At 70.5% G+C, this 13,844-nt stretch carries 4 protein-coding genes; 2 read left to right on the forward strand and 2 right to left on the reverse strand.

Going from position 1 to position 13,844, the window contains the following annotated elements; translation table 11 throughout:
- Positions 1-7 precede the first annotated feature (7 nt).
- Positions 8-3,013 carry a PEP/pyruvate-binding domain-containing protein gene (locus WMF22_RS29255; RefSeq protein WP_438031909.1) on the reverse strand — a complete coding sequence of 1,002 codons (3,006 nt, stop codon included), beginning with the start codon at positions 3,011-3,013 and terminating at the stop codon, positions 8-10.
- A gap of 350 nt (positions 3,014-3,363) precedes the next feature.
- Here WMF22_RS29255 and WMF22_RS29260 point away from each other — a divergent pair, with 350 nt between their 5' ends.
- Positions 3,364-4,293: a hypothetical protein gene (locus WMF22_RS29260; RefSeq protein WP_438031910.1), complete on the forward strand. Its 930-nt coding sequence runs from the start codon at positions 3,364-3,366 to the stop codon at positions 4,291-4,293.
- A gap of 249 nt (positions 4,294-4,542) precedes the next feature.
- On the opposite strand, the gene WMF22_RS29265 is transcribed toward WMF22_RS29260, so the two are convergent.
- Positions 4,543-5,370 (reverse strand): SDR family oxidoreductase, encoded by an 828-nt coding sequence (locus WMF22_RS29265; RefSeq protein ID WP_437293306.1) that lies wholly within the window; start codon positions 5,368-5,370, stop codon positions 4,543-4,545.
- Positions 5,371-5,581: 211 nt separating this feature from the next.
- On the opposite strand from WMF22_RS29265, the gene WMF22_RS29270 reads away from it, so the two are divergent.
- On the forward strand, positions 5,582-13,771 hold the full coding sequence (locus tag WMF22_RS29270; RefSeq protein ID WP_438031911.1) for a CARDB domain-containing protein: 8,190 nt from the start codon (positions 5,582-5,584) through the stop codon (positions 13,769-13,771).
- The last annotated feature ends 73 nt before the right edge of the window (positions 13,772-13,844 follow it).

Genomic DNA, 13,844 nt, shown 5'->3' on the forward strand with positions numbered 1-13,844 from the left:
GTCGAGCCTAGTATTCGCGGCAGTCGCCAGGCGCCTCCAGCGTGCCGAAGCTGTAGGGCCGCGCCTGCTTCACCAGCAGACGGCGCTCCGGGCCGATCAGCTTCCATTCGATCTGCATCGCGTAGAGCCGGTTCTCCCCCTTCGGGTCCACCAGCGGCCGGTAATGAGCGTGGACAGACTCGAGCACGCACCCGAGCCGCTGGACCTCCGGGAACGACAGCACGTCGCGCCCGCGCGACAGGCTCGAGCGCGTGAGGTACTCCGCCTTGATCGTGCGAGGCGGCGGCGTGTACACGATCTCGTCGCTCGTCACGCCGGGCGCGGGGTTGGTGACCGAGGCCTCCCCGATCTGCGCGTTGATGTAGTACTGGCTGTCGCGGGTGGCGTCGAGCGCGTTGCGGCTGATCGCCACGCCCTGCGCGCGCTCCGATTGCCATGCCTGGTGCACGAGCACGGCCATGGCGGCGCGCGCCTGCTCGACGTGGCCGAACTCGCGCTCGTCGTAAGCGCGCGTGTTCCACAGGCTCGCCCAGACGGTGCGCAGCGCGTCCTCGATGGAGCTCGACTCGGCGTCCAGGTCGCCGCTCGTCGACGTGTGCAGGCCCGCGCCGTTGAAGGTCGCGAGATCCTCCGTGTTGCTGCTGCTGCGCAGGCGCACGCGGTCGCCGCCGAAGCGCTGATCGATCGCTCCCGTGACCTCGCTCAAGATCGCGGGGTCCACCGGGTGCGCCAGCATCCGCGCCCGCACCTCGGCCAGGCCCTCGGCGTGCGCGTGCGGATCGGCGCGGAACTCGGGATCCTGCTCGAGCTCGGCCAGGAGCTCCGCCGCGCCGCTCGCCTCGAAATGATCCATGTAGTGCGAGAACGGGATCGCGAACGCGGCGGGCGGCACGTACAGCGGCAGCAGGTCGAGCGGGCAATACTGCCCCACGCCGCTCACCCGGTACAGCTCGGCCATGCCTGCCGCCTTGGAGCCGATGCTGTCGCCCATGGCGTAGCCCGCGGCGTCGAGCGGCACGACCCCGCGCACGGAGCGGTCGAGCGCCGGCGAGAGCCGCGCGCCGGTCGGTTTGCGCTTCTCCCAGTAAGCGTCCGCCTCCTGCGCGGTGGCCTCGCGGATGTCGAAGTCCGACGCGCGCACCTCGAGCCGCACCAGCTTGCCGAACAGGGCCTTGAGGCGCGCGTCGTCGCGCGCGCCGCGCAGGGCCATGTTCGGCGTGCCCCGGCCGCGCGCCAGCACGTTCACGTGCGCGAGCGGCGTCTGGAACGCCTCGGTGATGAGGCCGCCCATGAACGCGGTCTCGTTCGGCACGTCGTCGGTCACCACGATCACGTTGGGCCCGAGCTCGGCCGTCTCGAGATCGCGCGCCGGGACGAACGTCAGCGTGCCAAAGCCCTCGGCCGGGTTGAGCGACTGGTACGTGAGCCCCTTGTACGGCGCGTTCGGCCCCACGATGGGCGCGGTCCCCTCGATCGCCCGCAGCTCGAGGATCTGGCGCCCTTCGGTGGGCCGTATCGCCCACGCCTCCGGGTCGGGCACCGCCTTCATCGCCGCGAAGAACGCGCGCCGCATCTGCTCGCCGACGATCTGGTCGCCGGGCGAGAACTCGACGGTCTTGGCTCCGTTGGTGTGCTCGACCAGCGTGCCGAGGAGGTAGCGACGGCCCTCGGCCCGGAAATACTCGGTCTGGCTGAACACCCCCCAGCCGACGTTGAACTCCGCGGCTTGCGCGGGATCGCAGCGATCGAGGTGGGGCTCCTTCCGGATCTGCTCGCGGACAAACGTATAGTGGAGCGCCCACGTTCGCGTGCTCAGGAGGTGCACCGTGTCGTTCGCGGCCATGTCGACGACGAACTTGACGCCGAGCTCACCGACCGCGGTGCCGCCCTCGGCCAGCTCGGCGAAGTCCGCGGCCGTCTCCAGCCGGTGCGCGCGCCCGCTCGCGAGCTCACGCCCCGGGAGCTCGGCGCAGCCCTCGTTCGGGGCGCCGGGGCTCGCCGCTGCGCAGAAGCGCGGCGCCCCGGTGGCGTCGGGCACGCGGGCCAGCGGCGCGCCTTCGGGCCAGGCCATGAAGTCGATGCGATCGCTCGGCTCCGGGCTGTCCTCGCGCCACAGCGTCGCCACGCCCTCGAAATCGGGCGAGGCCTCGAGCTCGGCCGTGTCGCTCGCGCCCACCGGGACGCTCACCCGCTCCCCGGGCGCGAGCGTGACGGACGGCTCGGGCCACGCGAGCAGCACGCCCGCATCGGCGCCGGGCGGCGCCTGCCCAGGGGAGAGCGCGGCGAGGCGCAGCGCGAAGCCGTCGAGCGCGACGGGCGCGCCGCTCGCGTTCAGCACCTCGACGAACCCCGCGGGCCGCAGCGAGAGCTCGGAGATGACCAGCGGACCGGCGATGGCCGGGAACGGCTCGGGCCACGGGAAGGGCGCGAAGCGGATGCTGTCGTCGAGGTTCGGCGGATCCGGCGGACCGCAGGTCTCGCCGTTCTCTCGCTCGGGCGTGGCATAGCGGCAGATCGACGGCTCGCCCGTGCCGTCGGGCAAGCGCGCGTAGCTCTCGGACCGCGGCAGCTCCGGCACATTCACCAGGTCGGCGAGCTGGCACGACGACGACCACAGCGCCACGCGCGCGCCCGAGTTCGAGAGCTTGAACGGCAGGTGCAGCGGGCCCTGCTCCGGCGTGTCGTCGGCCCAGAACAGCGCCGTTCGCCCCGGCCCGAGCGTCAGCTTCGGCAGCCGTGTCGCCTTGCCGGACTTGTCGCTCAGCGCGTACTCCCCGAGGTCGAGCGCGCGCTGGCCGATGTTCATCAGCTCGATGAAATCGTCCGTCTCGCCGACCTCGTCGACCCAGGCGCCGTCGTTGCCGGTCATCACCTCGTTGATGCGAAGATCGCCGCTCGGCGCGGGCGCGGCGGCCACGGGAAGCTCGAAGTCGCACACCCTCGTCTCCGGTGGGTTCTCCTCCGTCGGGAGCCGGGTCTCGCCCGAGCAGCCGACGCCAAGGGCGAGCGACAAGAGGGCCGCGCCCACGCGCGGCTGGGACAAAGGGTGAACGTGATCGCTGGGTGAGCGCTCCATCATGCGTGCTCCCGTCGTTCCTGCACCGTCATGCCCGCTCCGACAGCACGCGGCGTGCCGCACGCGCCGGCGCCTGGCGCGGCGCAGAAAGCTCGTGGAACCCAGTCCTTCGGCCGCATGGCGTGGCTCGCCGTGCGCCGGGCTGTGCCAGCTCCCGCGCCGTCACCGCCAGGGGCCGCGCCGGCTGACACCATCAACTGCCCATTCGGCCGGCGCGCGACTTGGATGCTGGCGTCAGCTCTTGTAGCCTCGCGCGCATGCGTGAAAGCGTGCATCGACGATTTGCTTTGATCGCTCTCCTCACCTGCGCCCTGGCCGCCTGTTCCGAGTCGCCGGCCGGCGAGGGCGGCGGAGGCGGCGGTGGCGCGGGTCCAGCCGGCGGCGGCGGCTCCGGCGGCTCCGGCGGCGCCGCCGAGGCCAGCTCGAGCGCGGCCGAGGGCGCGACCTCCAGCGCCGCGACGGGCGCCGGGGCCGGCGGCGGGGGAGGAGGAGAGCCCGAGGGCGAGTGCGGGAGCGTCTCGGATGTGCCGCCCGAGCTGGGGTTCGACCCCTTCTACGAGAAGTACGTCGACGCCGCGGGGATTGCCGTCATCAGCTCCGAGAAGGTGCCTGACGCGGCGCTGCTGCGCACCTGCTCGGTGGTCGTCCGCATGCTCGGCCACCGCGACGACGTGCGTCAGGCGATGATCGAGAACCACACGCGCGTCGCCGTGATGGCGGAGACGGAGGTGACAACCGACATCCCCGAGCACAGCGACCTGTACGAGGCCTTCCCCGGGACGGACTGGGACACGCGGGCCCGCGGCCTCGGCGCGACCCCCGCCCGGCCGGCGAGCTCCTGCGCCGAGGAGAACGTCCTGTGTTATCCGAGCGATCCGTACCTCGGGGAGGACATCCTTGTGCACGAGTTCTCGCACGCCATCGCGATCATGGGCATCGCCTTCGTCGAGCCGACGTTCAACAGGGAGCTCGAGGACGTCTTCGACGCCGCGCTCCAGGCGGGGAAATGGGAGAACACCTACGCGGCGACGAACAAGGACGAATACTGGGCCGAGGGGGTCCAGTCCTGGTTCGACGCCAACACCGAGGCGATCCCCACGAACGGGATCCATAACGACATCGACACCCGGGCCGAGCTGCGCGACTACGATCGCCCGCTCCACGACCTCATCGCCAGGTACTTCGCCGACGACGCTTGGCGGCCGAGCTGCCCCTAGAGCGACAAACGGGTTGAGACCACGAGAAAAAGCAAGAATTTCACAGGGAGGCGGGGAGGCGGGGAGCGAGAGACGGCAAGAGGGAGAAATTCATTTTTTCTTCCTCCCCGCCTCCCCGCCTCCCTGTGAAAATTCTCCGGGGTTCAACGTGATCGGCGTTCTAGCCCACCAGGAGTCCTGGCCATGGTTCCGGAGAGAGAGTTCAACGCAAAGGCGCAAAGACGCGATAGCGCGGGCCGCCGCGCGGCGCTACGCCGCCAGCGCCTCGGTCAGCTTCCAGAGCCGCTCCTGCGCGGCCTCGTCGAGCGCCGCCTCGGCCGCCGGCTTGATGCGGCTCTTCTCGAAGTACTCGCCCGTCACCCCGGCCAGCTCCGGCGCCGTGGCCACGTGCAGCGAACACTCGGCCCCTTGCTCGGCCGTGAGAAGGAACAGGTTGAAGAGCTTCGTAAGGAGCTTTGGATAATCGCGCATCAGGTCAGTCCTGACCACGCCCGGATGGACGGCGTTGACCGTGACGCCGGTGCCCTCGAGCCGCCGGGCCAGCGCCTTGGTGAAGAGCACGTTCGCGAGCTTCGACTGGGCGTATGCCGCGGTCGTGCCGTACTTCCGCCGCTCGAACTGCAGGTCCTCCCAGTCCATCCGGCCGCGGTAGTGCAGCTTCGAGGACAGGACCACGACCCGCGACGGCGCGCTCTTCTTCAAGAGCGGGAGGAGGTCCTGCGTGAGCAGCCACGTCCCCACGTGGTTCACCCCGAACGTCGCCTCGATCCCGTCGTCGGTCGTGCCGCGCGAGTTCCGCCACACCCCGGCGTTGTTCACAAGGACGTCCAGGCGCTCGTGCGCCGCGCGGAACCGCTCGCCGAAGGCGCGGATGCTCGCCTTGCTCCCGAGATCCAGCGCGATCACCTCCACGTCCTTGCGGCCCGTGGAGCGCGCGATGTCGTCGCGCGCCGCCTCCCCTCTGCCCGTGTCGCGGCACGCCAGGACCACCTTCGCGCCGCGCTGAGCGAGGCCGCGGGCCGTCTCCTTGCCAATGCCCGTGTTGCCGCCCGTGACGATGCAGACCTTCCCGTTCATGGAGCTCCTCTCTCAGGTTCCAGCGGTGAGCGCAAGGCCAGCGCGCGCGCGCCTCGCCACCGAAGACGCCAGGGAAGCGGCGGCGCCCCCCACCTCGTGACGGCGCAACGTCCCTATCCCGCGAAACTCCGGCAAGAATCTGCGACCCCCTTGACGTGGACGCGCCCCCGGCTTCTCCTGATTCTCTATGCTCAGCCTGAGAGTATCTCTGGTGCGACGGGCGTGCTTCGTGCTCGGCATGCTGGCGATGACCGTGGGGTGCGGGAGCAGCGGACCCCCTGACGATCCCGAGCCGGTCGGGGCCGCGACCGGGGCGCTCACAGGCGACGAACCCGACCTCGTGATCTCGAGCGCGAGCGCGCCGCCCAGCGTCCTGCCGGGCGGCTATTTCACGACGTCGGTCACGGTGTGCAACCAGGGCAACTCGGCCAGCTACAGCACCCAGGTCGAGGTGAGCCTCTCGGACGACGACATCATCACACCGTCGGATCCCATCACCGGCTATGCGCCTCTGGGGTACCTCGACGCGGGGCAATGCGTCGAGCTCCGCGTCCAGACCGCCGCGGCCGTCCCCGATGGCGCGTACACGCTCGGCGTCGTGGTGGACTCGTTCGAGCAGGTGATCGAGCTGTCGGAGACCAACAACGCGGCCGTCGCAGGCGAGATCGGCATCGGCTACGCCCCGGATCTCATCGTCTCGGCCGTGAGCGGCCCCCCGAGCGCGCTCCCCGGCGGCGGCTTCGAGATCCAGGCCACGGTGTGCAACCAGGGCACGACGTCGACCCAGAGCGCGCTCGTGGATGTGCTCCTCTCGCCGGACGCCGCGATCGAGCCGTCGGATCACCTCCTCGGCGGCGGCATCCCGGTTCCATGGCTGGAACCTGGCCAGTGCGAGTCGGTGACCGTGCCCGCCAGCGCCACTGTCCCCGAAGGCGCCTATCACCTCGGCGCGATCGCGCACGAGAACGGCTGGTACGCGGAGCTCATCACGTCCAACAACGCGCGGGCGGGCGGGCTGATCGGCGTCGGCTATCAGCCGGACCTCGTCGTCTCGGCGGTGAGCGGGCCGCCAAGCCAGGTGCCCGGCGCCTGGTTCGACGCTTCGGTCACCGTCTGCAACCAGGGTACGCAGTCGAGCTACCTCACCGATGTCGATCTCCTGCTCTCGCCCGATGGCGAGATCACGCCCGTCGATTTCCCGATCGGAGCCGGCGATGTGCCGAGCCTGAGCCCCGGACAGTGCTTCTCGGCGACGATCCCCGCGAACACGTACGTGCCCGACGGCGCGTACACGCTCGGCGCGATCGTGAACGTCCCGGCTTGGACCGTCGAGCTCATCGAGACGAACAACGCGGCGGCGGGCGGCGCGATCGGCGTCGGCTACCAGCCGGACCTCGTCGTGTCCTCGGTGAGCGGGCCGCCGAGCGCGATGTCCGGCGGCTCCCTCGACGCCTCGGTCACCGTCTGCAACCAGGGCACGCAGGCGAGCTACGGCAGCAACGTGGAGCTGTACCTCTCCTCGGACGCGATCATCACAGCGGCCGACGTGCCCATCGGCGGCGATGCGGTGCCGTACCTCGATCCGGGGCAGTGCACCACGCGAACGCTCCACGTGGGCGCTTACGCGCCCGACGGCGCCTACCACCTGGGCGCGATCGTCGATCGGTACGGCAGCGTTCCCGAGCTCATCGAGAGCAACAACGCCGCAGCTGGCGACGTGGTCGGCATCGGCGACCGGCCGGATCTCATCGTCTCCTCGGTGAGCGGGCCGCCGAGCGCCCTTCCGGGCAGCGGCTTCGATGCCACCGTCACCGTCTGCAACCAGGGCACGATCCCGAGCTACAGCGCCGCCCTGGAGCTGCGCCTGTCACCCGACGACAACATCACGTGGACCGACCCGCCCGCAGGCGGCGCCCAGGCGCCGGACCTGGATCCGGGGCAATGCGCCGCCGTGACCATCCCAGCGAACGCTCACGTGCCAGACGGCGTCTATCACCTCGGCGCGATCGTCGATCTGTACGACTGGCAAGAAGAGCTGAACGAGGCCAACAACGCCGCGTCGGGCGGGCGGATCGGCGTGGGCGATCGGCCGGATCTCATCGTCTCCGCCGTGAGCGGGCCGCCGACCCTCGTGCCCGGCAGCGGATTCAACGCTTCCGTCACCGTCTGCAACCAGGGCACGACGCAGAGCTACGGCAGCGACATCGCCGTGGTGCTCTCGTACGATCAGGCGATCACGCCGTTCGACGCGCCCGCCGGGGGCGGCGATGTGCCCGATCTGAGCCCCGGGCAGTGCGCCTCCGTCACCGTGCCCGCGAACGCCTACGTGCTCGACGGCGCCTATCACCTCGGCGCCATCGTCGACCCGGGCGGCTCGCTCCTCGAGCTCATCGAGGCCAACAACGCGGCGGCGGGCAGTCTGATCGGCGTTGGCCATGGCCCCGACCTCATCGTCTCCGCCGTGAGCGGGCCGCCGAGCGTGTTCCCCGGCGGCGGCTTCGACGCGTCGGTCACCGTCTGCAACCAGGGCACGCAGGCGAGCTACGGCACCCACGTGGAGCTGCGCCTCTCCGCGGATGCGACGCTCACGACCGCCGACTCCCTCGCCGGCGGCGGTCCTGTGCCGTACCTGGATCCCGGCCAGTGCGCCACGGTGACCTTCCCGGCGAGCGCTTATGTGCCCGAGGGGGCCTACCACCTCGGCGCGATCGTCGACCCGCAGGACGGGGTCCTCGAGCTCATCGAGACCAACAACGCGGGCTCAGGCGCTCTGATCGGCATCGGCTACGGGCCTGACTTCACCGTCGCTTCCGTGAGCGGTCCGCCCAGCGTCCTGCCGGGCAGCGGCTTCGACGTAGAGATCACCGTCTGCAACCAGGGCACGACCCCGGGCTCCAGCATGGTGGAGCTGCGCCTGTCCGCCGACGCCACGATCACGGAGACCGACGCGTTCGCGGGCGGCGCGCCGACGCCTTACCTGGATCCCGGCCAGTGCGCGGCCGTAACGATCCCCGCCAGCGTCTACGTGGCCGACGGCGCCTATCACCTCGGCGGGATCGTCGATCCGTACGGCGGGCAGCCCGAGCTGATCGAGACCAACAACGCGGCGCCGGGCGATCTGATCGGCGTCGGCAGCTGGCCCGACCTCGTTGTCTCAGCCGTGAGCGGGCCGTCGAGCGTGACGCCCGGCAGCAGCTTCAACGCCGCCGTCACCGTCTGCAATCAGGGCACGACCCAGAGCTACGGCGTCGACGTCGAGCTGCTGCTGTCGAGCGACGGGGCGATCACGCCCTCGGACATGCACGCCGGGAACGGCTATCTCCCCGGGCTGAATCCCGGGCAATGCGCCTCCGTCGTCGTGCCCGCGAGCGCCAATGTGCCTGACGGCGTTCACCACCTCGGCGCGATCGTGGACCCGAGCGGCGCGCTCGCCGAGCTCATCGAGACCAACAACGCGGCGGCGGGCAGCGTGCTCGGCGTCGGCCACGCGCCGGATCTCGTCGTCTCCGCCGTGAGCGGGCCACCGAGCATGATCCCTGGCGGAAGCTTCGACGCGTCGGTCACGGTCTGCAACCAGGGCACACAGACGAGCTACGGCACCCAGGTGGAGCTGCTGCTCTCCGCCGACGCGACGCTCACGATGGCCGACTCCCCGGCTGGCAACGGTCCGGTGCCGTACCTGGATCCGGGCCAGTGCACAACCGTGACCTTCCCGGCGAGCGCGTACGTGCCCGACGGCGCCTACCACCTTGGCGCGATCGTCGACCGGGACGACTGGGTTCCCGAGCTCATCGAGACGAACAACGCCGGCGCGAGCGCCATGATCGGCTTCGGCAACTTGCCCGACCTCATCGTCTCCGCGGTCAGCGGCCCGCCCAGCGCCATCCCGGGCAGCGGATTCGACGCTTCCGTCACCGTCTGCAACCAGGGCACCCAGCCGAGCTACGGCACCGACGTGGATCTCTACCTGTCCGCCGACGCCGCGATCACGGAAGACGACACACCCGCTGGCGCCGGCATGGTCCCCTTCCTGGCACCCGGGCAGTGCGCCTCGGTGCTCGTCTTCGCGAGCGCCTATGTGCCCGATGGCGCGTATCACCTCGGAGCGGTCGTCGATGTGAACGACTGGCAAGAAGAGCTGATCGAGTCCAACAACGCCGCCTCGGGCGACGTCATCGGCGTGGGCTTCCAGCCCGACCTCGTCGTCTCCGCAATCAGCGGCCCGCCCAGCGCCCCGCCGGGCAGCGGATTCGACGCTTCCGTCACCGTCTGCAACCAGGGTACGACCCCGAGCCACGGCGTCGACGTCGAGCTGTTCCTGTCGAGCGACGACGTCATCACGCCCCTGGACCTCCTCGCGGGGAGTGGCTATGTGCCCGGCCTGAGCCCTGGACAGTGCACCTCCGTGCTCGTCCCCGCGAGCGCCTATGGGCCCGACGGCGCCTACCACCTCGGGGCGATCGTGGACCCGGGCGAATCGCTCGACGAGCTCATCGAGAGCAACAACGCTGTGGCGGGCAGCGTGCTCGGCGTCGGCTTCGGGCCGGATTTCATCGTCTCCGCCGTGAGCGGGCCCCCGAGCCTCGCACCGGGTGATAGCTTCGACGCCGAGGTCACCGTCTGCAACCAGGGCACGCAGGCGGGCTACGGCGGCGACGTGGAGCTGCGCCTCTCCTTGGACGCCACCATCACGACGGCCGATTTCCTGGCCGGCAGCGGGCCGGCGCCGTACCTGGCGCCAGGCCAGTGCGCCACCGTGACCTTCCCGGCGAGCGCGTCATACGTGCCCTGGGGCGCCTATCACCTCGGCGCGATCGTCGATCCGTACGGCTGGACTCCCGAGCTCATCGAGACCAACAACGCCGCGGTGGGCAGCGTGCTCGGCGTCGGCTATGGCCCGGACCTCATCGTCGCCGCGGTGGAGGGCCCGCCCAGCGCCCTGCCAGGCAGCAGCTTCGACGCCGAGGTCACCGTCTGCAACCAGGGCACGCTGCCGAGCTACGGCAGCGACGTGGAGCTGCGCATGGCGGCCGACGACCAGGCGGCACATACCGGCTTCTTCGCCGGCAGCGCGCCGGTTCCGTACCTGGATCCTGGCCAGTGCACGGTCGTGACCATCCCCACGTATGCGGCAGCCCCCGACGGCACCTATCACCTCGGTGCCATCGTGGACCCCTACGCGTGGACGCAGGAGCTCATCGAGACCAACAACACCGCCTCAAGCAGCGTGTTCGGCATCGGCAACCAGCCGGATCTCATCGCGTCCGTCGTGAGCGGCCCATCGATCGCCGCGCCGGGCAGCGCCTTCGACGCCGTCGTCACCGTGTGCAACCGGGGCACGACCCCGAGCGGCGGTACGAGCGTCGATGTGCTGATCTCGTCCGACCGGATCATCACGCCCTCCGATATCCATGTCGGCAACGAGGTCGTTTCCGGGCTGAGCCCTGGTCAGTGCGAGAGCATCACCGTGGCCGCCGGCGCCTACGCTCCTGACGGCGCATACCACCTCGGCGCGATCGTGGACCTGAACGGCCCGGTCCAGGAGCTCATCGAGACCAACAACACCACCGCCGGCGAGCTGATGGCCATCGGCCACGGCCCCGATCTCGTCGTCTCGGCGGTGAGCGGCCCGCCGAGCGTCACGCAGGGCAGCCTCTTCGACGCCTCGGTCACCGTGTGCAACCAGGGCACGGAGCCGAGCTCCGGCACCGATCTCAACCTCTTGCTCTCACCCGACGGCGCGATCACGCCCGCCGATTTCCCGATCGGCGGCGGCTATGTGCCCTACCTGAACCCAGGGCAGTGTTTCTCCGCGACGATCCTCGCGAGCGCCTATGTGCCCGACGGCGTTCACCACCTCGGCGCGATCGTGGACCCGAGCGGCGCGCTCGCCGAGCTCATCGAGACCAACAACGCCGCGGCGGGCAGCGTGATCGGCGTCGGCTACCAGCCCGACCTCATCGTGTCCTCGGTGAGCGGGCCGCCGAGCGTGATCCCTGGCGGAAGCTTCGACGCGTCGGTCACGGTCTGCAACCAGGGTACGCAGCCGAGCTATGGCACCCAGGTGGAGCTGCTCCTCTCCGCCGACGCGACCCTCACGATGGCCGACTCCCCTGCTGGCAGCGGTCCGGTGCCGTACCTGGATCCGGGCCAGTGCGCCACCGTGACCTTCCCGGCGAGCGCGTACGTGCCCGACGGTGCATACCACCTTGGCGCGATCGTCGACCGCGACAACTGGATCCCCGAGCTCATCGAGACGAACAACGCCGACGCGAGCGCCATGATCGGCATCGGCAACTTGCCCGACCTCATCGTCTCCGCGGTCAGCGGCCCGCCCAGCGCCATGCCGGGCAGCGGCTTCAACGCTTCCGTCACCGTCTGCAACCAGGGCACGCAGCCGAGCTACGGCGCAGAACTGGGGCTCTACCTGTCCACCGACGCCACGATCACGGCAGGCGACACCTCCGCTGGCGGCGGCATGGTCCCCTTCCTGGCACCCGGGCAGTGCGCCGCGGTCCCAGTCGCCGCAACTTCCTATGTTCCCGACGGCACCTATCGCCTCGGCGCGATCGTCGATGTGGTTGACTGGCAGGAAGAGCTGGTCGAGTCCAACAACGCCGCCCCGGGTGACCTCATCGGCGTCGGCTTCGGGCCGGATCTCGTCGTCTCGGCGGTCAGCGGTCCGCCCAGCGCCCCGCCGGGCAGCGGGTTCGATGCCTCCGTCACCGTCTGCAACCAGGGCACGTCCCCGAGCTACGGCGTCGATGTCGAGCTGTTCGTGTCGAGCGACGACGTCTTCGCGCCCTCGGACCTCAGCGCGGGGATCGGCTATGTGCCCGGCCTGAGCCCTGGACAGTGCACCTCCGTGCTCGTCTTCGCGAGCGCCTATGGGCCCGACGGCGCCCACCGCCTCGGGGCGATCGTGGACCCAGGCGAATCGATCGCCGAGCTCATCGAGACCAACAACGCCACGGCGGGCAGCGTGATCGGCGTCGGCTTCGGGCCGGATTTCATCGTCTCCGCCGTGAGCGGGCCGCCGAGCGTCGCCCCGGGCCATAGCTTCGACGCCGAGGTCACCGTCTGCAACCAGGGCACGCAGGCGGGCAGCGCCGACGTGGAGCTCCACCTCTCCTCGGACGCGACCATCACGACGGCCGACTTCCCTGCCGGCAACGGACCGGTGCCGTACCTGGATCCGGGCCAATGCGCCACCGTGACCCTCCCGGCGAACGCCTATATGCCCGAAGGCGCTTACCACCTGGGCGCGATCGTCGATCCGTCCGGCTGGACTCCCGAGCTCATCGAGACCAACAACGCCGCGGCGGGCAGCGTGCTCGGCGTCGGCTATGGACCGGACCTCATCGTCTCCGCGGTGGACGTCCCGCCCAGCGCCCTCCCGGGCAGCAGCTTCGACGCCGAGGTCACCGTCTGCAACCAGGGCACGCAGCCGAGCTACGGCAGCGACGTGGAGCTGCGCCTGGCGGCCAGCGACCAGGCGGCCAGCACCGGTGTGATCGCCGGGGGCGCGCCGGTGCCACCCCTGGATCCTGGCCAGTGCACGGTCGTGCCCATCCCCGCCTACTCGGCGGTGCCTGACGGCGCCTATCGCCTGGCCGCCGTCGTGGACCCTTTCGGCTCGACGCAGGAGCTCATCGAGACCAACAACACCAACGCAAGCGGCGTGTTCGGCGTCGGCTACCAGCCGGATCTCATCGCGTCCGTGAGCGGCCCATCGACCGCCGCGCCCGGCAGCGGCTTCGACGCCATCGTCACCGTGTGCAACCAGGGCACGACCCCGAGCGGCGGTACGAGCGTCGATGTGCTGCTGTCGTCAGACGGGACGATCACGCCCTCCGATATCCATGTCGGTAACGGCTGGGTCCCCGGGCTGAGCCCTGGCCAGTGCGAGAGCATCACCGTGGCCGCCGGCGCCTACGCTCCTGACGGCGCCTACCACCTCGGCGCGATCGTGGACCTGGACGGCCCGGTCCAGGAGCTCATCGAGACCAACAACACCACCGCCGGCGAGCTGATGGCCATCGGTTACGGCCCCGATCTCGTCGTCTCGGCGGTGAGCGGCCCGCCGAGCGTCGCGCAGGGCAGCCTCTTCGACGTCTCGATCACCGTCTGCAACCAGGGGACGGACCCGAGCTACGGCACCATGGTGGAGGTCCGGCTGTCGGCCGACGCGACGATCACGACGGCCGACTTCCTCCCCGGAGGCGCCTGGGTGCCGAGCCTCGCCGTAGGCCAGTGCGAGAGCCTCGTCGTCGCCGCAGATACCTACGTCCCCGTGGATACCTACACGCTCGGGGCGATCGTGGACGCCTACGGCGAGGTCCCCGAGCTCCTCGAGGGCAACAACGCCACGGCCGGCGGCGAGCTCGTCGTCAGCTTCTGATCGCCCGCTTCCACGTCGGGAGAGGCCGGCAGCGCGCGACGCGGATCGCGCGCGGCCGCGTGGCCGACCTGAC

The sequence above is a fragment of the Sorangium sp. So ce204 genome (genome assembly GCF_051526795.1).
In the GTDB taxonomy this organism is placed as follows: domain Bacteria; phylum Myxococcota_A; class Polyangia; order Polyangiales; family Polyangiaceae; genus Sorangium; species Sorangium cellulosum_B.